Genomic DNA, 19473 nt, shown 5'->3' on the forward strand with positions numbered 1-19473 from the left:
CTCACTTCCTCCCGATGCGCGGATCGATGATGCCATAGGCAATGTCGATCACCAGGTTGGTCAGCACGATCAGCAGCGCCAGCACGGTGATCGTGCCTTGCAGCACGGGATAGTCGCGCGACGAGATGGCATCGAAGGCAAGGCTGCCCATGCCCGGCCAATTGAAGACGCGCTCGACGATAACCACCCCGCCGAGCAGATCACCGAATTGCAGACCGACGAAGGTGAGCAGCGGAATGAGGCAGTTGCGCAGTGCGTGCTTGTAGAGCACGACCCTGTCCTTGAGCCCCTTGGCGCGGGAGACGAGAATGAATTGTGCCGACAGGGTCTCGAGCATGGCCGAGCGCACGATGCGCACATTGACCGCCGAGAGGATGAGCGCCAGCGTCAGGCAGGGTAGAATCAGGCCCGAATAGGCCAGGAAGCCGCTGGACGGCAGCCATTCCAGCTTGATTGAGAAGATCAGCACCAGCATGATCGCCAGCCAGAAATTCGGGAATGATAGCCCGACGAGCGACAGGATGCGGACGATCTGATCCGCCCACGAGCCCGACTTGACCGCAGCATGAATGCCGAGCGGGATCGAAATGACGAAGGACAGGATGAGCGACAGGAAGGACAAGAGCAGCGTTGCCGGCAAGGCCTGCGCAATCAGGCTCCAGACCGGCGTGCCACCGAAGAAGCTCTTGCCGAAGTCGCCTTTGATGACGCCGGAGATGAAATTCAAATATTGCATGTGGAACGGTTGGTCGAGACCAAGGCCGACACGAATATTCTGCAGATCCTGCTCGGTGACGGCAGCGCCGCCGCTGACGAGCATGGCTGTCGGATCACCGGACAGCCGGATCGCATAGGAAACGAGTAGCGTGACGACGATCACGACGAAAAGTGCCTGCAAGAGGCGTTTGGCAATATAGGCTGGCATGGCGTGACCCTGCGGAGGAAATGGCTGCCTGCCGCAAGACAGGCAGTCGAGCGGGGTTGTTTAGTCGACCGATACGTCTACAAAGCGGAAACGCACGTCCGGGGTCGGCGCCAGGTTCTTCACGCGCTTGTTGATCGCGTAGAGCGTATTGCCGTTGTAGAGGGGCATCTCGAAGGCCTGGTCGGCTGCATAAGCTGCGACCTCGCCCAGGATCTTCTTGCGCTCATCGACATTATAGGTCGAGCGCTGCGCTTCGAGCAGTTGATCCAGCTTGGCGTCCTTGATGTAGGGATTCCAGAACTGGCCGCTGTGATAGAGCAGATAGGCCGTATTGTCGAAGTCGAAGGTCCAGCCGCCCCACTGGAACTGGTAGAGTGAACCGGTTTTGCCGTGCGCGATGATATCGGTGTAATAGACGTTGGTCTCATAGGACTTCAGCGAGGCATTGATGCCGACGGCCTGAAGATAGGCGGCGACCGTCTGGGACACTTCGCGGAAGGTCGCGTCGGTGCCGACGAAGGAAAGCTCCAGGCTGGTGCCGGGTTTCACGCCAGCCTTGTCGAGGGCTGCCTTTGCGGCTGCGGGATCAAAGGGTATCGGCTTCAGATTGGGATCATAGCCAAGCGACAGCGAGCTCTGAAGGCTTGCAATCGGGTTGCCATTACCCTGCAGGATCTGCTCGATGATAGCCTCGCGGTCGACCGCCTGGATCAGCGCCTTGCGCACCGCCGGATCCTTGGTGATACCGTCGGTATTGTTGAAGCGCAGCATGGCGACGTCAGGACCGGTGATGCTTTCCACTTCCAGCTTGGGATCACCCTTGATCGTATCGATCAGGCTGATCGGCACGAGCGTTGCAATATCGATGCCACCCGACTGCAGCTCGGAGACCTGGGTCGCGGCTTCGGAAATGAAGCGGTAGACGAGGCCAGACAGCTTCGGTGCGCCGCCCCAGTAATCGGCGTTGGCTTCCAGCGTCAGGCTGATCTTCGGCTTGTAGTCGGCGAATTTGAACGGGCCGGTGCCGACCGGATGCAGGTTGAAATATTCGTCACCCTTCTCCTGGATATATTTCGGCGGCACGATCATGCCGCCATAACCGGCAAGCTTGGTGATCAGTACCGGATCGGGGCTCTTCAGGATGAAATCGACGGTGTAATCGTCGATGACCTTGACCTCGCCGATCGAGGTGTAATTGGCCTGCTGTGGCCCCTTGGCACCTTCCGGCCCGAGGAGACGGTCGAAGGTGAACTTGACGGCTGCGGCGTTGAAGTCCTCACCGTCGTGGAATTTCACGCCCTTGCGCAGCGTGAAACGGATGCGCTTGTTGTCGTCAAGGAATTCCCAGGCTGTGGCGAGGCCGGGCTGCAGCTTCAGGTCCGTGCTGCGCTGGACGAGACCGTCAAAAATATTGCTGCCGATACGGCCCCAGGTCAGCGTGAACGTATCGATCGGATCCCAGCTGCCGTCATCGCGTTCGAGCGCGACGGTCAGTGTTCCGGCAGCGTGGGCGGCATTGATGGTTGCAGCAAGCGGCAGGACCGACATTGCGGCGGCAAGAAAGAGATTTTTATATCGCATTTTCAGTTCCCCATTTTTCTTTTTCGGTGACTGTTCTGGTGCGGCCTGTCCTATGGGATGGTTTCGGACAGCTTCTGCGGCTCGGCCGCAACGAAGTGGGAGGACGAGAATCGGCTGTACTGCAGAAGCGCCGGTTCATCGCCGATTTTCCGAACCGGGCTCGGTATCGCGCCGGTCAGAAGCGTGGTGTCGATGTTGCGATCGGGATCGGGGACAGGAATGGCCGACAGCAGCTTGCGCGTATAGGGATGCTGCGGGTTCTCGAAGATTTCCTGCCGGGAGCCGATCTCGACGATCTGGCCGAGATACATGACCGCGACGCGGTGGCTGATTTTCTCGACCACAGCCATGTCATGGGTGATGAAGAGATAGGAAAGCCCACGCTCCCGCTGCAGCTCCAGAAGCAGATCGAGGATCTGTGCCTGGATCGAAACGTCGAGCGCGGAGACCGATTCATCCGCTATGATCAGTTCCGGATCGCTGGCGAGCGCACGGGCGATGCAGACACGTTGGCGCTGGCCACCAGAGAGTTCATGCGGAAAACGCGTTCTGTATTCGCGCGGCAGGCCGACGCGATCGAGCAGGGCGAGCGTGCGAGCCTCGACCGCTGCCTTGTTCGGCTGCAATTTGTGCACGATCATAGGCTCGGCGATGCTGGCAGCTACCCGCTGGCGTGGATCAAGTGCCGCGTAAGGATCCTGGAAAATATACTGGATCCTCTGCAGCAGGGAACGCTTCTCGCGCGGATCCATTTCGGCGACATCGCGACCACGGAAGCGGATCTTGCCGCCAGTCGGCTCCATGATCTGCTGCAGCATGCGGCCGGTCGTCGATTTGCCGCTGCCGGATTCGCCGACAAGTGCCAGCGTCTCACCGGCGGCAATCTCGAAGGAAATGCCTTCAACCGCATGGATGCGATGCGTCAGGCGGCCGAACAGGCTTCTGCGCGCAGCAAAGCGCGCCGTCAGACCATCGACCTGCAGCAGCGGCAACTTGCTGTCGAAGCGGGCCGCTTCCAGTGCCTCACTATTCGGCGGCGCCTTGCCCGACATACTGCCGAGACGCGGCACGGCCGCAAGCAGGGCTTGCGTGTAAGGATGCTGCGGATTGGAAAACAGCGCCCGGACCGGGGCATCCTCCAGCTTTTCGCCATGGCGCAGCACGATCACGTCATCAGCCATCTCGGCAACAACACCCATGTCATGGGTGATGAAGATCACGGCCATGCCGAGCTCACGCTGCAGTTCGCGGATTGTATTGAGGATCTGCGCCTGGATTGTCACGTCAAGCGCAGTCGTTGGCTCGTCGGCGATCAGCAGCTTGGGACGGCAGGACAACGCCATGGCAATCATCACGCGCTGGCGCATGCCGCCGGAGAGCTGATGCGGATAACGTTTCATCATCGCATCGGCGTCGGGAATGCGAACCTTCTCCAGCATGTCCCGCGCGATACGGTTGGCCTCAGCGCGCGTGGTCTTCTGATGCAGGAGGATGGCTTCGACAATCTGGTCGCCGATCGAAAAAACCGGATCGAGCGAGGTCATCGGCTCCTGGAAGATCATGGCGATCTCCCCTCCCCGGATCTGCCGGATGCGGTCGGGGCTCGCGGTCACCAGATCGACCGGCCCGTTGCGGCTCTGGAAGAGGATCTCGCCGCCGCTGATGCGGCCGCCGGAAAAATCGGTGAGGCGCATGATGGCCCTCGACGTTACCGACTTCCCCGAGCCGGATTCACCGACAATGGCGAGCGTCTTGCCTGGCCTGACATCGAAACTCAGCGATTTGACGGCCCGAAACTGGCCGGACCTGAAGTCGACGGACAGTGAGCGAACCGAGAGAATGGCGGAAGCGGAAGCGCTGTTGCTCTCGGTCGATCTACTCATAAGGTTGCCGCTGACCTCGCTGCCTGCTCGTAATATCCCGACAGGGCTCTCAGATGGGAGGCAATGTCGGAGAGTTCATCCTGTGAAAGGCCTGAGAGCTTGGTCGCCTCCACCAGCAGACGCTCGCGGATATCGGAATAGCGTGTCAGCGCCTCCAGGCCCTTGTCGGTGACCTGGATCACCTTTTCCTTTCCGGATTTTCCGGTCTTGACGAGCCCAGCCGCATCGAGCTTCTTCACCGCGTAATTGGCGATATGCGTATCCTCAATATCGAGCACGAGACAGAGATCGGAAAGCGTCTTCGGCCGGCCGCGATGACGGACGGAATGGATGATGAGGATTTCCACCGGCGACAGGCTCGGCACCCCGGCTGCAGCCATGCATCGCACCATCCAGCGATTGAAAGCGTGAGAAAAAAGGATGGATCCGTATTCAAGTTCGGAGAGGGCCGGAGAACTGCCGAGCGCCAGATGGGCGGACGACACGATCAATTCGCGGGGGGCTTTTCGTTCCTTCGGTTTATCCAATGAACTCTCTCATCTCAGAACTGAAGTACGTTAAGCAGGTTAGCCGGAAGCGATAATTTGTCAACAAATTATCGCTAAGATTTCTCTATTCTGCCGTCGTTTCTCCTGCCCCGTTCCTACATGCGTTCGACATTTAGGAACGCGGCTCTATTGCATTGATTCTAAATCATTTTAACTGATCACGCTTCAGGCATCGGGTGGCCCGTATCCGCCGCCTGTCGGGGTCACGACCGTAAAGGCTTCGCCCGCTTCCAGCACTGTATGAGCAGCACCGCTCAGTTCATCGATCGTACCGTCGTTGCGACGAACATAGTTGCGACCGGTCTGTCCGGGCTCGCCGCCCTTCGAGCCGAAAGGTGCGACACGGCGATGGCCGGAGAGAACGGCAAATTCGAGCTTCTCGAGCGTGCGGATCGTGCGCTGCGTGCCGTTGCCGGCATGCCACTGGCCGCGACCACCGGAATTCGGACGGATGTGGAAATCTTCGAGCACGACCGGGAAACGGCTCTCCAGGATTTCAGGATCGGTCAGACGCGAATTGGTCATATGCGTGTGCACCGCGTCCGCACCATTGAAGCCGGGGCCGGCGGGGGCACCAGAGCAGATGGTCTCGTAATATTGGTAGATGTCGTTGCCGAAGGTCAGGTTGTTCATCGTCCCTTGCGCCGCGGCCATGGCGCCTACCGCACCGATCAGGCAGTTTGTAACGGCCTGACTGACCTCGACATTGCCGGCGACGACCGCTGCGGGATAGGCCGGCGTCAGCATCGTACCTTCGGGGATAACGATACGGATCGGCCGCAGGCAGCCGGCATTCATCGGAATATCCGCCTCGACCAGCACGCGGAAGACATAAAGTACGGCAGCCCGCGTGACCGGTGCCGGCGCATTGAAATTGTCGGGCCGCTGCGCCGACGTGCCGGTAAAGTCGACCGTTGCCTCGCGCTTCTTGCGATCGATGGCGATCTTGACGACGATCTTGCAGCCCTGATCCATCTCATAGGAAAATTCGCCGTCCGGCAGCCGGTCGAGCACGCGGCGCACGCTCTCGGCGGCGTTATCCTGCACATGGCCCATGTAGGCATCGACCACATCCTCGCCGAAGTACCCGATCATCTTTTTAAGCTCGGCCACGCCTTTTTCGTTGGCAGCGACCTGCGCCTTCAGATCATTGACATTCTGCGCCAGCGTACGCACCGGATAGCGTGCGCCGGTGAGGAGATCGGCAAGGGCGCCTTCCCGGAAACGACCACGATCGAGCAGCTTGAAATTGTCGATATAGACGCCTTCTTCCTCGATATGGGTCGCAAGCGGTGACATCGAGCCGGGCGAAATACCGCCGATATCGGCGTGATGGCCACGGCTCGCCACCCAGAAGCGGATGCGTGCACCGGCATCGTCGAAGACAGGCGTGCAGACGGTGAGGTCAGGCAGATGCGTTCCGCCATTATAGGGCGCATTGATCAGGAAAACATCGCCCGGATGAATGACCGGGTTTTCACGGATGGCAGTCGCGACCGACGCATCCATGGAGCCGAGATGCACCGGCATATGCGGTGCATTGGCGACGAGATTGCCGTCCGCATCGAAGACCGCGCAGGAGAAATCGAGCCGCTCCTTGATGTTGACGGAATAGGCCGTGTTCTGCAGCGTCACACCCATCTGCTCGGCAATCGACATGAAGAGATTGTTGAAGATCTCGAGCATGACCGGATCGGCCTTGGTGCCGATCGCCGTGCGCTCCGGCAGGGCCTCGATACGCGTCAGCACGATATGATCACGTGCCGTCAACTTCGCCTGCCAGCCATCTTCCACGACGGTCGTCTGGTTCGGCTCGATGATGATCGCGGGGCCTGTCACCGTCTGGCCGGGGATAATACTGTCGCGCAGAACGACTGCCGCATTATGGCTCTCGCCCTGCGAATGGAAGCGGGTATGGCGGATGGCCGAGGCTTCGCCACGGCCCGCCTCGCCACGCTCGACATCGATCTCAGCGGCCGCACCGCCGATGCATTCGACCTCGGCCGCTTCAACGACCAGCGGTTTATCCTCCGCAACGAAACCGAAGCGGCGCTTGTGCAGCACCTCGAATTCCTGACGAAGCCGGGCCGCATCGTCCCCTTGTGGAAACAGCGCCTCGACCGCGAGCAGCGTATCGGTGCCGGCATAACGGATATGGGCGCGAACCACCGTCTTGATCTTCTCGGCATCCACGCCCTGCGCCACCAGTTCCGGCAGGCATTCGCCCTGCAACTCGCGTCCGAGTGCAACGATCGCAGCAGGTGCCGCCTCATCAAGCGGCACGCCGAGCGCCTTCTGGCGGGTGGAGCGGATATCGGCAAGCCCCATGCCATAGGCTGACAGCAGCCCCGACATCGGGTGCAGCAGAATGCTCTTCATGCCGAGCGCATCTGCCACAAGGCAGGCATGCTGGCCGCCAGCGCCGCCAAAACAGTTTAATGCGTAACGCGTGACGTCATAACCGCGCTGGACGGAAATCTTCTTGATCGCCTCGACCATATTGGCAACGGCGATGCGGATGAAACCATCCGCCACCTCTTCGGGGCTGCGCCCATCGCCGATCTCGGTGGCCAGTTCGGCAAATTTCTGCCGCACCGTCTCGGCATCGAGAGGCTGGTCCTGGTTCGGGCCGAAGATCGCCGGGAAAAACTCCGGCAACAGTTTGCCCGCCATGACATTGGCATCGGTGACCGCAAGCGGTCCGCCGTTGCGATAACAGGCCGGTCCCGGATAGGCGCCGGCGGAATCCGGTCCGACACGGAAGCGGCCGCCGTCGAAATGCAGGATCGAACCACCGCCTGCCGCGACCGTATGAATAAGCATCATCGGCGCGCGAACGCGCACGCCGGCGACTTCCGTTTCGAAAGCGCGCTCATATTCGCCGTCGAAATGCGCAACGTCCGTCGAGGTGCCGCCCATATCAAAGCCGATGACATGGCCGAAACCTGCCTGCTCACCGGTCTTGGCAAGACCAACGACACCGCCGGCCGGGCCGGACAGGATAGCGTCCTTGCCCTGAAACATGTCGGCCGCCGTCAGACCGCCGGAGGACATCATGAACATGACGCGCGCGCCGGTGTGCGCTACATCGAGCTCATCCGAAACCTGGCGCACATAGCGACCGAGCACCGGAGAAAGATAGGCATCGACAACGGTCGTATCGCCCCGGCCGACCAGCTTGATCAGCGGCGAGACCTCATGACTGACGGAAACCTGCTCGAAACCGATGGCGCGGGCAATGCGCGCCGCTGCTGCCTCATGCTCCGGATATTTATAGGCATGCATGAAAACGATGGCGACAGCGCGATAGCCCTTGGTGCGCAGATCGCGCAGTGCCGCTTCCGTCGATGCTTCATCGAGATGAAGCTCGACCGTACCGTCCGCCAGCACGCGTTCGTCGAGCTCGACCACATCCTGATAAAGCGCTTCCGGCTTTATGATCTCCGTCGCGAAGATGTTCTTGCGCTCCTGGTAGCCGATGCGCAGCGCGTCGCGGAAACCCTTTGTGGTGATCAGCGCGAGGCGTTCACCCTTGCGCTCCAATAGCGCATTGGTGGCGACCGTGGTTCCCATGCGCACCTCGCCGATCAGTCCGGCCGGTATCGCTTCGCCGGCCGTGAGACCCAGATGCTGCCTGATGCCGTGGACGGCGGCATCACGATAGGCTTCGAGGTTTTCGGAGAGCACTTTTCGAGCGTGAAGCGCGCCCGATGGGTCACGCCCGACGACATCCGTGAAGGTGCCGCCACGATCGATCCAGAAGTCCCAACTACCAGCCGCAATGCCCGACAAAATCGCCTCCGCCAATCGTTTCCGACATCACTAAGAAATTATCGATAAATCGTCAACGTTTTTGCTGGCAGAGATATGCAACACAGCCCGGATTTGTTGTGCACCAAAACGAACGCCGCGACCTGGGAGACCGCGGCGATAAGATTGGGATTATCGTGACCGGCGCTCCAAGACGCCGCTATTGGCCGGAACAGGCATGCTATTGCGTCAGCGCGCTAGCCAGCCACCGTCGACCGGCAGCACGGCGCCATGCACGTAGTCGGATGCTGACGAAGCCAGGAACACAGATGCACCGCCGATATCCCCTGGCTCACCCCAGCGCCCCGCCGGAATGCGGGCAAGGATGCTCGCATTGCGATCGGCATCTTCGCGCAGCGCCGTCGTGTTGTTGGTGACGAAATAGCCGGGCGCGATGGCGTTGACGTTGACGCCCTTGCCCGCCCATTCGCAGGCGAGCAGCCGCGTCAGCCCCGCAAGGCCGCTCTTCGAGGCCGTGTAGGACGGAATGCGGATGCCGCCCTGGAAGGAGAGCAGCGAAGCGATGTTGATGATCTTGCCGCGACCCTTTTCAAGCATGTGACGGGCCGCCGCCTGAGACAGAAAGAAGGCCGTCTTCAGGTTGACATTCATCACCGCGTCCCAGTCTTCCTCGGTGAAATCGATCGCGTCGGCGCGGCGGATGATGCCGGCATTGTTGACGAGGATATCGAGACCACCAAAGCGCTCCAGCGCCTCCGCGACGATCAGCTTGACCGGTTCGATCGTGCCGAGATCGGCCTTGATCACGTGGAATTTCGTGCCGGCGCCTGCCACCAGTGCTTCCGTCTCATCCATCGACGAACGGCCGACGGCGACGATCGACGCACCGGCCTCAGCCAGTGCGACGGCGATCCCCTGCCCGATGCCGGTATTGGCGCCGGTGACCACGGCGATCTTGCCAGAGAGATCGAAAAGAGCCTGCATCGCCATCACCTCAGATCGCCGATTGCGATATGGTCCATGTCGGTGAAGCTCTTGTTGTCGCCGGCCATCGCCCAGATGAAGCTGTAGTTCTTGGTGCCCGCACCCGAATGGATCGACCAGGGCGGCGAGATGATCGCCTGCTCGTTGGCAACGAGCATGTGGCGCGTCTGACGCGGTTCGCCCATGAAATGGAAGACACGCTGATCGGCTTCGAGGTCGAAATAGAGATAGGCCTCCATGCGCCGGTCATGCGTATGGCTCGGCATCGTATTCCAGATGCTGCCGGTCTCCAGGCTGGTGAAGCCCATCGTGAGCTGGCACGACTGGCAGACTTCCGGATGAATATACTGGTAGATCGAACGCTTGTTGGCGGTCGCCGCCTCGCCCGGCGTCAGATGCCGCGCCTTGTCGCGCGTCAGGAGCACGGTCGGGTGGCTTGCATGGGCGGGCGTCGACACGAGGTAGAATTTCGCGCAATTGCCGGCATCAGCACTTTCGAAGCTGACATCGACGGCGCCCCTGCCGATATAGAGGCAATCATATTTCGCCAGTTCGCAGGCCCTGCCGTCAACGACGATACGGCCCGCATGACCGACGTTCAGCACGCCAAGTTCGCGCTCCGCCAGAAACGTCTCCTGGCCGATGGCCTTCGGCGCCGTCAGCGCCAGGGCCGCGCCGAGCGGCGCTGCACCGCCGATGACCATGCGGTCATAGTGTGAATAGGTGAGCCTGATTTCGCCTGATATAAACACCGTCTCGACCAGAAAGTGACGCCGCAGCGTTTCCGTATCGAAACCGCGCACCGCTTCGGGATGGGAGGCGTGCCGTACGTCAATCTGCATTGGAATGATCCTTCTCTCCTCCGGATGCCGCCATCGACGGGGCATCCTCAATGAAATAAGCGGGGTCGAGCATCTCGGCCTTTTCGACTTCGCGCAGGAGGTTGCCGAGATGGAATTCCATGGCCGCCTTCGCACCGGCCTTGTCGCCCGCTCGCATGCAATCGATGACGGCGGCATGTTCCTCGATGACGCGCTTCAGACGGCCCTGCTGCGGCAGCGTCAGCAGGCGATAGCGATCACTGTGAACCTTGACTTGCTGGATGATCGTCCAGATGCCGGGAAAGCCGGCGATATTGCTGATGAGCTGGTGGAAATCATTGTCGATGACATGGAAGGTCGCGACATCACCTTCGCGGTGACAGGCGTCGAGATCGGCAAGATTGCGTTCCAGCGCCCTGAGACCCGCCGGCGTCATTTTCTCGACCGCGATCGAAACCGTTGTATCCTCTAGCGCCTTGCGCACGAGCATCGCTTCGCAAAGCGCCCGGCGCGGAATACGGGAAACAAACGTACCCGACTGCGGGAAGACGTCAACCAGACCGTCATCGGAAAGGCGGATGATCGCCTCGCGGATCGGTGTGCGACTGACGCCGAACTGCGCTTCGAGCTCCTTCTCGTTCAACAACTCCATCGGCTTGCGGCGCAACGACACGATGTCATCGAGAAGCGCATTGTAGACCAGCGTGGCCGCTCGCGGTGCGGCTGCGCGCTGATGCGAAAGTACGGTGACGCCTTGAAGAGAGCGCTTTTTGCGCATGATTCCGGTTGGCGAATTCATCGCGTTCCTTCACCGGCAAGATTCGAAAATCGAGCATCCGAAACCACCGACAACCGCCTCCCTGCAGCCCGACCAAATAAGTAATATATTAGTATCCAACTTCTGACAAGCGCATCCTTCGTTCCTGGAAATGATTGAAAATCGCCTTGTGAAAAGTTGACCCGTGAATGGGGACAGCGATTGATGCGCTCGTTTTCGACGATCGATAGGCGCGACCCGCCGTTCAGCCGAATGACATGACGCCGCCGCGGAAACAACCACAGCGCGATCACGTCTGACCACCGTGCCGTCAGCGACGCCGTATTTAAGACAGCATTGAAAGAAGGCTCTAATGCGCCATTTTTTGACGTAAACAGAATGGCCGTTGCAGCCCTAAAGCAGGCTCAATGCAGGGGTCGGCGCGCGGTGCCGCCGGCGCCCGGGTTCAGGATGCACCGCGACCAGAGGGAACAAAAAAATGAAAGTACTTTTGGCATCCACCATTCTCACAGCTGGCGCCATGCTCGCGGGCGGCAGCGCTTCTGCCGCCGATTGCGGCAATATCACCATCGCAAGCATGAACTGGCAGTCGGCAGAAGTGGCTGCGAGCCTCGATAAGTTAATCCTCGAGGAAGGTTATGGCTGCACGGCGGAAATCGTCAGCGGCGATACCGTCCCGACGCTGACCTCCATGGCGGAAAAGGGAGAGCCGGACGTTGCACCGGAAGCCTGGGTCAGCCTGCAGCCGGAACTGGTCAAGCGCGGCCTTGAAGGCGGCAAGGTCGTCGAGGGCGCCAAGATCCTCTCGGACGGCGCAATACAGGGCTGGTGGATCCCCAAATACATCGCCGACGCTCATCCCGACATCAAGACCATTCCGGACCTCCTGAAACATCCAGAACTCTTCCCGGCGCCGGAAGACAAGAGCAAGGGCGCCGTCTTCAACGGCCCGCAGGGCTGGGGTGGCACTGTCGTCACCGCACAGCTCTTCAAGGCCTATGATGCTGAGAAAGCGGGCTTTACGCTCGTTGATACCGGTTCTGCCGCGGGCCTCGATGGCTCGATCGCCAAGGCCTACGAGGGCAAGCAGGCTTGGGTCGGCTATTATTGGGCACCGACCTCGCTGCTCGGCAAATACGAGATGGTCAAGCTAGGATACGGAACGGAATACGACGCAGCCGAATGGAAGCGCTGCACCTCGGATGCCGATTGCGCCGATCCCAAGCCGAATGCCTGGCCGTCCGACGACGTGCAGACGCTGATCAGCAAGACCTTCGCCGATCGCGGCGGCCCGGCCATTGATTACCTCAAGAAGCGCGCCTGGACCAATGACACCGTCAACAAGCTGATCGCCTGGATGACCGACAACCAAGCAACCGGTGAAGACGGCGCCAAATACTTCCTGAAGAACAACGAGCCCCTCTGGAAGGACTGGGTCTCGCCGGAAGCCGCCGAAAAGATCAAGGCTTCGCTCTAATCATTCGGACATGACATGGGCAGCTTATCGCTGCCCAGACAATCCTTCGGCGCGACGGCCAAAACAACAATCGGCCGCCGCCACTATCTATTTTGGGGAACCGATATGGATTGGCTCTGGAAATTTCCGACCATGAACGACGAGACGCTGCGCGCGCTGAAGAAGAGCGTCGACGAAGGGTTTCGCGCTTTCACCCGCGCCTACGGCGACAGCATCGAGGCTGCCTTCAGCCCGCTGCAAAGTTTTCTTATCTGGGCAGAACGGTTGCTGACCGGCACGCCCTGGCCAATCGTGCTGATCGTCTTTGCTGCCATTGCCTGGTTTGCCAGCCGCAACTGGAAGGTGGTCATCGGCTGTGTGCTGACGCTTGTTGTCATCGGCTATTTCGACATGTGGCAGGATACGATGAAGACCGTGTCGATGATCTTCGTCTGCACTGTGCTCTCTATCGTGATCGGCCTGCCCCTCGGCATCCTGATGGCGCGGTCGAATACGATGCAGAGGATCGTCAACCCCATTCTCGACGTCATGCAGACGATGCCGAGCTTCGTCTACCTGATCCCCGTCGTCATGCTTCTGGGCATCGGCCGAGTGCCCGGCGTCATTGCCGTCGTCATTTATGCCTTGCCACCGATGATCCGTCTCACCAATCTTGGTATCCGCATGGTCGATGAGAATGTGCTGGAGGCGGCCGATGCCTTCGGTTCATCGAGCTGGCAGAAACTTCGCAACGTCCAGCTGCCACTGGCGCTGCCGACCATCATGGCCGGCATCAACCAGACGATCATGATGGCGCTCGCCATGGTGGTCATCGCCTCGATGATCGGCGTTCAGGGGCTCGGCCAACCGGTTCTCAAGGCTATCTCCAACCAGTACTTCACCCTCGGCGTCTTCAACGGTCTCGCCATCGTCGGCATTGCCATCATCTTTGACCGCATCAGTCAGGCCTATGGGCTGCGGCTCCAGAAGCACCGGGAGATCGTGCATGGCTAGCAATTCGATTGAAATCCGGAGCCTCTTCAAGATCTTCGGCCCGCGCGGCGGCGACTATGTGGAAGCGGTCAGCAACGGCATGTCGAAGACCGAGCTCAACAGAGAACATGGCCATGTTCTGGGTCTGAAAGATATCAACATCACCATCCCCGGCGGCAGGATCACCGTCATCATGGGCCTTTCCGGCTCCGGCAAGTCAACGCTGATCCGCCATATCAACCGGCTGATCGACCCGACGTCGGGGGAAGTGCTCTATGGCGGCGAGGATGTCTGTCGCATGGACGCCCTGCAGCTTCGCGAATTCCGCCGCCGGAAGACTGCCATGGTCTTCCAGCGCTTCGGCCTGCTGCCGCATCGCAACGTTCTGCAGAACACCGTCTATGGTCTGGAAATCCAGGGCGTCGCAAAGGCGGAGCGTGAGGAACGGGCCAATGCCTGGATCAAGCGTGTTGGTCTGGAGGGCTTTGATGGGCACTATCCGAACCAGCTTTCCGGTGGCATGCAGCAGCGCGTCGGCCTGGCGCGGGCGCTCACCAATGATGCCGAAATCCTGCTGATGGACGAGGCCTATTCGGCGCTCGATCCGCTGATCCGTGTCGACATGCAGACCGTCCTCCTCGATCTACAGAAGGACCTGAAGAAAACGGTCGTCTTCATCACCCACGATCTCGACGAAGCTCTCCGGCTCGGGGAGAAAATCGCCATCCTGCGCGACGGTGAAGTCATCCAGCAGGGTTCGGCGGCTGAGATCGTCCTCAACCCGGCCAACGATTACATCGCTGCCTTCGTCAAGGAGGTCAATCGCGGTCGGGTCATCAAGATCGGTGCCGTCGCGAAACAGATCTCGGTCGAAAGCCAGCTGCGACTTGCCGAAGATATGGATCTCGAAGGAGCATTGCGGGAAATGTCGCGCGGCAACGTCTCCTCCGCCACAGTCATATCGCATGAGGGCCGGCCGCTGGGCGGCGTTTCACTGCAACAATTGCTGGCGCTGCTTTTACATCAAGCATGAAAATCTTAAGCAATCAGGTGGCATGCGCCCAAACATATGCCGTTTGTTTAAACATGGTTAATTTTTTCATTATAATCATTTGAGAGAAGGAACAGAACGACACGTCCGAGTGTTGAAGACACGCTGTGGAGGAGCCTGAAGATGTTCAAATTTTTCTCGATCAAGCGGTCGAATGAAGACTTCGACGCCGATACCGGCACCTATGCCGATGGCATGACCGACCGCTACCATCGTGATCTGACGGGGCGCAAGGAAAGCCGTTTCCGCTCCGCCCATGAGCGCGATTACGGCGCGATCCGCGAGATCAGCGAACTTGCGCCTCATGGCGCAGTCGGCAATTAATCAACTGACTTCCTGCTTGCAGGCATCAGGCGCGCAGCGTTTCCTGCGCCGGCCTGCTAAGGCTGCTTGCCAGCACCGTTCGATTACGGCCTTTGGCCTTGGCATCCAAAAGAGCCGCATCGGCGCGGCTTACCAATGTATCGACAGTACCTTCCCCAGGTGACACTGCCACACCGATCGACACCGACACGGCGCCGAGAATGTGACCTGAGTGGGAGAGCGCGGCTGCGCCGATCTGCGCACGCAGCATCTCGGCGAATCGGAATCCGTCCTCTTCGCTGTGGTCAGGCAGCAGGATCGTGAATTCCTCACCGCCGAAACGAAATGCGTTGCCGTATTCGGCCGCGGCACTTCGCAAGATTTGCCCGACATATTGCATGACCAAGTCACCGGCATCGTGGCCGAACTGGTCGTTGAAGCGCTTGAAATGATCGATATCGATCATCAGGCAGGCCAGCGGCTCTTCGGCATTATCACGGCCACGCCGATTCAGCGCGTCGTCGAGAAAGCGGCGGTTGAAGAGCCCGGTCAGCGGATCTCGGACGGCAAGATCTGTCAGCTTTTCACGAAGCTGCAGGTTGGCGACCGCCAGCCCGACATTCTCGGCAATCAGTTCCAGGTAGAGGCGGGCATCTTCCAGTACCGGCACCTGTCCGTTGCGTTCCTCGAGATAGAGAAGGCCAATCATATCACCTTGCGCAGTCAGAGGAAGACAGGAGGTCGCAACACCGCTGCCCTCGACATGATGGCAGGGCACATCGCCGTCGCCGGTGCCGCTCATATGCGGGCGTCCGCGCCGCAGACCCCAGCAGGCATTGGCCGGAAAGGCCTCCTGTGCATTGACGGGCTCCAGCCATGCACCGGCTTGTGCGAGCGCGGACTTGTCCTCGTTCAGGATATAAAGGCTTCCGGCAATGCCCGGAAAGATCTGCGGCGCGAAGCGTGCGACAACATCGGCCAATTCGTGCTGGTTCTCACAGGCCTGAAGGCGATGCATCATCTGCAGGATGAGATCCTTGGTGTGCTGGTCGGCCCGCCGTTCGGCATCCAGACGCTCGCGTTCGAGCCCGTTTTCACGAAAGATCTGGATGGCATCGTTCATCTCGCCTATTTCGTCACGGCGGCGGTCGACAGGGACTTCGACCGCATAATCCTGCTTGGCCAGCCGGTTAACGATACCCGTCATGCGCACCAGAGGCATGGCCACACGACGCCGCAGGATAAAATAGAGCACGGCAAGGAAGAGCAGACCGGTAATGGCCAGCATGACCTTGGCGACAAGGCTCCACTGATCACTGCGCCGACGCGCATCATCGAGTGCGGCTCCTGTGCGTGTCGCGGTGATATCACGCAGATGCCCGGCCGACTCCAGGAGCGCCGTCTGCAACCTCTCGTGCTCCGGCCCGAAGAGCGCCTGCTGTGCCGCTTGTTTGTCACCTTTCTGGAAGGCATCGATAGCGGCGGCCTCCAGAACGTCAAGCGCCTCAGCCTGCTTATCTATGTCCTCAATAATTGTCCGCTCCACGACGGATATATCTCTGGCCGCGATCTGCTCGGCCGCCGTTTCGCGCCGCCGTTCGGTTTCCTCATCCGCCTTGAAGGCATCAAGGTGGCGCTGTTCTCCGCGCATGACGTAGAACCGTGCTTCATCGCTGGAAAATTCCGCGCCCATCTCGAGCTGTTCAGTCAACGTATCGAGAGCGAGATGCTCCTCAACCGCACGCCTCTCGTCCTCGGCGCTGCGCGATGACATGATAAAGGCGCCGGCCGAAAGCGCCGTGAGGATCATGGTTATGCCATAGGCCCAGTTGGTGATCGTTCTTATTCTCATGAGGCCATGATAGCGAAATCGGATTGAAGGAGAATTAAAGGGACCTCTAACGTAACATTGTCGCGACACACCGTTTGCGAAAACTTATGACGGTCTGCAGCAAATATCTGCCTATAGACATTGCGTTGCAAACGGCCCTTGGCAATCGCAAGGGCGGTACGATCAATACTGAATGGCTGAATGAATCTTCAGAGCACGTGGCTGTGCCGATTGCAGTCGTCGTGGCTGCACGAGAAAAATCGAGCGCGCAATACCGAACAGAGACTGCTCGATCGCTCAAACGCCTGTACGCGACGGCGATACCGCCGCGTACAGACAGGGCTTTTCAATCAGACGAGATCGAAGCGATCGGCGTTCATGACCTTGTTCCAGGCGGCGACGAAGTCCTTGACGAACTTCGCCTTGGCATCCGACTGGCCGTAGACTTCCGCAAGAGCGCGAAGCTGCGAATGCGAGCCGAAGATCAGGTCGACGCGGGTGCCGGTCCACCTGAGTTCCTTCGTCTTGCGGTCGCGTCCTTCGTAGACGCCGTCCTTGCCGGCAACCGGTGCCCAGACGGTGCCCATGTCGAGCAGGTTGACGAAGAAGTCGTTCGTCAGCACTTCCGGACGGGCGGTGAAGACGCCGTGCTCCGGCTTGCCGGCCGTCAGCACCCGCAGGCCGCCGATAAGCACGGTCATTTCCGGTGCGGTCAGCGTCAGGAGCTGGGCGCGGTCGACGAGCGCTTCCTCCGGCTTCATGAACTGCTGTCGCTTGCCGTTCACATAGTTGCGGAAACCGTCGATGCGCGGCTCCAGAACAGCGAAGGACGCAACATCGGTCTGCTCGGCGGTTGCATCCATGCGGCCCGGCGTGAACGGCACGACGACGTCGTGACCACCGGCCTTGGCCGCCTTTTCGACACCGGCTGCACCGGCCAGCACGATCAGGTCGGCGAGCGAGATCTTCTTGCCGCCGGTCTGGGCCGCGTTGAAGTCCTTCTGGATGCCTTCCAGGACACCCAGAACCTTGGCAAGCTGTGCCGGCTCGTTGACCTCCCAGTCTTTCTGCGGCGCAAGACGGATGCGTGCTCCGTTGGCGCCGCCGCGCTTGTCGGAGCCGCGGAAGGTCGAAGCCGACGCCCAGGCGGTCGAGACCAGTTCCTGCACTGTCAGGCCGGAAGCAGCGACCTTGGCCTTGAGACCGGCAATATCCTGGTCGTCAACGAGCGGATGGTCGACGGCCGGGATGACATCCTGCCAGATCAGGTCTTCGGCCGGCACTTCCTTGCCGAGGTAGCGGACCTTCGGTCCCATGTCGCGGTGGGTCAGCTTGAACCAGGCGCGGGCAAACGCGTCGGCGAATTGATCCGGGTTTTCGAGGAAGCGGCGCGAAATCGCCTCGTAGATCGGGTCGAAGCGCAGTGCAAGGTCGGAGGTGAGCATTCGCGGCAGATGTTTCTTCGAGGCATCGAAGGCATCCGGGATGGTGGCGCCAGCGCCCTTTGCCACCCACTGATGGGCGCCCGCCGGGCTCTTTTCCAACTCCCATTCATAGCCGAACAGGTTCCAGAAGAAATTGTTGCTCCACTTGGTAGGAGTGGTCGTCCAGGTGACTTCAAGGCCGCTGCCGATCGCATCGCGGCCGACGCCGCTGTTGAACGTGCTCGCCCAGCCGAGGCCCTGGGCCTCGAGCGCACCGCCCTCTGGATCGACGCCGACGAATGACGGGTCGCCGGCGCCATGGGTCTTGCCGAACGTGTGGCCACCGGCGATCAGCGCCACCGTCTCTTCGTCATTCATCGCCATGCGGGCGAAGGTTTCGCGGATGTCGCGGGCGGATGCGAGCGGATCGGGCGTGCCATTCGGGCCCTCCGGGTTGACGTAGATCAGGCCCATCTGCACGGCGCCGAGCGGCTCTGCCAGCTGGCGTTCGCCGCTATAGCGCTCGTCGCCGAGCCAGGTGCCTTCCGGACCCCAGTAGAGTTCTTCCGGCTCCCAGACGTCGGCGCGGCCGCCGGCAAAACCGAAGGTCTTGAAGCCCATGGATTCGAGCGCGACGTTGCCGGTGAGGATCAAGAGGTCAGCCCAGGAGATGCTGTTGCCGTATTTCTGTTTAATCGGCCAGAGCAGGCGGCGGGCCTTGTCGAGGTTGACGTTGTCAGGCCAGGAGTTGAGCGGCGCAAAACGCTGCTGGCCCTGACCGGCGCCGCCGCGGCCGTCGGTGATGCGGTAGGTGCCGGCGCTGTGCCAGGCCATGCGGATGAAGAGACCGCCGTAATGACCGAAATCGGCCGGCCACCAGTCCTGCGAATCCGTCATCAGCGCGTGAAGATCCTGCTTCACCGCATCGAGATCGAGCGCCTTGAACGCTTCGGCATAATCGAAATCCTTGCCCATCGGATCCGAAAGGTCGGAATGATGGTGCAGCACCTGCAGGTCGAGCTGGTTCGGCCACCAGTCGCGATTGCCCCTGCCACGTGCTCCCGAATGGTCAACGGGACATTTGCCCGCGCTCTCTGGTTTCTGGTCCATAGTTTTCTCCTGTT

14 protein-coding genes are annotated in these 19473 nt (G+C 60.3%); 4 read left to right on the forward strand and 10 right to left on the reverse strand.

The features are described 5' to 3' along the window. Position 1: 1 nt before the first annotated feature. The 8 genes from KQ933_RS26735 to KQ933_RS26770 form a co-directional block, all read right to left on the reverse strand. Positions 2-925 carry an ABC transporter permease gene (locus tag KQ933_RS26735; protein WP_216759023.1) on the reverse strand — a complete coding sequence of 308 codons (924 nt, stop codon included), beginning with the start codon at positions 923-925 and terminating at the stop codon, positions 2-4. A gap of 60 nt (positions 926-985) precedes the next feature. Continuing rightward, the gene (locus KQ933_RS26740; RefSeq protein WP_216759024.1) at positions 986-2506 is read right to left on the reverse strand and encodes an ABC transporter substrate-binding protein; all 1521 of its coding nucleotides are present in this window, start codon (positions 2504-2506) and stop codon (positions 986-988) included. Positions 2507-2556: 50 nt separating this feature from the next. Then, entirely contained in the window at positions 2557-4389 is a 1833-nt protein-coding gene (locus tag KQ933_RS26745; protein ID WP_216759025.1) for an ABC transporter ATP-binding protein, read from the reverse strand. After that, entirely contained in the window at positions 4386-4916 is a 531-nt protein-coding gene (locus KQ933_RS26750) for a winged helix DNA-binding protein (RefSeq protein WP_216759026.1), read from the reverse strand. The genes KQ933_RS26745 and KQ933_RS26750 overlap by 4 nt, the downstream gene beginning before the upstream one ends. Before the next feature lie 186 nt (positions 4917-5102). Next, positions 5103-8729 carry a hydantoinase B/oxoprolinase family protein gene (locus KQ933_RS26755; protein ID WP_216759027.1) on the reverse strand — a complete coding sequence of 1209 codons (3627 nt, stop codon included), beginning with the start codon at positions 8727-8729 and terminating at the stop codon, positions 5103-5105. A gap of 207 nt (positions 8730-8936) precedes the next feature. Continuing rightward, entirely contained in the window at positions 8937-9692 is a 756-nt protein-coding gene (gene kduD / locus KQ933_RS26760) for a 2-dehydro-3-deoxy-D-gluconate 5-dehydrogenase KduD (RefSeq protein WP_216759028.1), read from the reverse strand. Positions 9693-9697: 5 nt separating this feature from the next. After that, complete coding sequence (gene kduI, locus KQ933_RS26765) at positions 9698-10534, reverse strand: 5-dehydro-4-deoxy-D-glucuronate isomerase (protein WP_216759029.1); 837 nt, start codon at positions 10532-10534, stop codon at positions 9698-9700. Continuing rightward, a complete protein-coding gene (locus KQ933_RS26770; protein WP_253958347.1) occupies positions 10524-11291 on the reverse strand; it encodes a GntR family transcriptional regulator in 768 nt (255 codons plus the stop codon). Before KQ933_RS26770 ends, kduI begins: the two co-directional genes overlap by 11 nt. Before the next feature lie 478 nt (positions 11292-11769). On the opposite strand from KQ933_RS26770, the gene KQ933_RS26775 reads away from it, so the two are divergent. The 4 genes from KQ933_RS26775 (at position 11770) to KQ933_RS26790 (ending at position 15115) form a co-directional block, all read left to right on the forward strand. Further along, entirely contained in the window at positions 11770-12768 is a 999-nt protein-coding gene (locus KQ933_RS26775) for an ABC transporter substrate-binding protein (protein WP_216759031.1), read from the forward strand. 105 nt (positions 12769-12873) lie between these two features. Beyond that, on the forward strand, positions 12874-13761 hold the full coding sequence (locus KQ933_RS26780) for a proline/glycine betaine ABC transporter permease (RefSeq protein ID WP_216759032.1): 888 nt from the start codon (positions 12874-12876) through the stop codon (positions 13759-13761). Further along, a complete protein-coding gene (locus KQ933_RS26785) occupies positions 13754-14773 on the forward strand; it encodes a glycine betaine/L-proline ABC transporter ATP-binding protein (RefSeq protein WP_216759033.1) in 1020 nt (339 codons plus the stop codon). Before KQ933_RS26780 ends, KQ933_RS26785 begins: the two co-directional genes overlap by 8 nt. Before the next feature lie 141 nt (positions 14774-14914). Beyond that, entirely contained in the window at positions 14915-15115 is a 201-nt protein-coding gene (locus KQ933_RS26790) for a hypothetical protein (protein WP_216759034.1), read from the forward strand. A 25-nt stretch (positions 15116-15140) separates the two neighbouring features. Here the strand turns inward: KQ933_RS26790 and KQ933_RS26795 are convergent, their stop codons facing one another. After that, positions 15141-16946 carry a sensor domain-containing diguanylate cyclase gene (locus KQ933_RS26795; RefSeq protein WP_216759035.1) on the reverse strand — a complete coding sequence of 602 codons (1806 nt, stop codon included), beginning with the start codon at positions 16944-16946 and terminating at the stop codon, positions 15141-15143. Positions 16947-17275: 329 nt separating this feature from the next. Next, positions 17276-19459: a catalase/peroxidase HPI gene (gene katG / locus KQ933_RS26800; protein ID WP_216759036.1), complete on the reverse strand. Its 2184-nt coding sequence runs from the start codon at positions 19457-19459 to the stop codon at positions 17276-17278. Positions 19460-19473: the final 14 nt, after the last annotated feature.

The organism is Rhizobium sp. WYJ-E13, from assembly GCF_018987265.1.
GTDB lineage: Bacteria > Pseudomonadota > Alphaproteobacteria > Rhizobiales > Rhizobiaceae > Rhizobium.

What these genes read in the sequence shown, in the direction of transcription:
- KQ933_RS26735 (WP_216759023.1), bottom strand. Translation starts at nt 925, where the DNA reads ATGCCAGCCTATATTGCCAAACGCCTCTTGCAGGCACTTTTCGTCGTG.
- KQ933_RS26740 (WP_216759024.1), bottom strand. Translation starts at nt 2,506, where the DNA reads ATGCGATATAAAAATCTCTTTCTTGCCGCCGCAATGTCGGTCCTGCCG.
- KQ933_RS26745 (WP_216759025.1), bottom strand. Translation starts at nt 4,389, where the DNA reads ATGAGTAGATCGACCGAGAGCAACAGCGCTTCCGCTTCCGCCATTCTC.
- kduD (WP_216759028.1), bottom strand. Translation starts at nt 9,692, where the DNA reads ATGCAGGCTCTTTTCGATCTCTCTGGCAAGATCGCCGTGGTCACCGGC.
- kduI (WP_216759029.1), bottom strand. Translation starts at nt 10,534, where the DNA reads ATGCAGATTGACGTACGGCACGCCTCCCATCCCGAAGCGGTGCGCGGT.
- KQ933_RS26770 (WP_253958347.1), bottom strand. Translation starts at nt 11,291, where the DNA reads ATGCGCAAAAAGCGCTCTCTTCAAGGCGTCACCGTACTTTCGCATCAG.
- KQ933_RS26775 (WP_216759031.1), top strand. Translation starts at nt 11,770, where the DNA reads ATGAAAGTACTTTTGGCATCCACCATTCTCACAGCTGGCGCCATGCTC.
- KQ933_RS26780 (WP_216759032.1), top strand. Translation starts at nt 12,874, where the DNA reads ATGGATTGGCTCTGGAAATTTCCGACCATGAACGACGAGACGCTGCGC.
- KQ933_RS26785 (WP_216759033.1), top strand. Translation starts at nt 13,754, where the DNA reads ATGGCTAGCAATTCGATTGAAATCCGGAGCCTCTTCAAGATCTTCGGC.
- KQ933_RS26790 (WP_216759034.1), top strand. Translation starts at nt 14,915, where the DNA reads ATGTTCAAATTTTTCTCGATCAAGCGGTCGAATGAAGACTTCGACGCC.
- KQ933_RS26795 (WP_216759035.1), bottom strand. Translation starts at nt 16,946, where the DNA reads ATGAGAATAAGAACGATCACCAACTGGGCCTATGGCATAACCATGATC.
- katG (WP_216759036.1), bottom strand. Translation starts at nt 19,459, where the DNA reads ATGGACCAGAAACCAGAGAGCGCGGGCAAATGTCCCGTTGACCATTCG.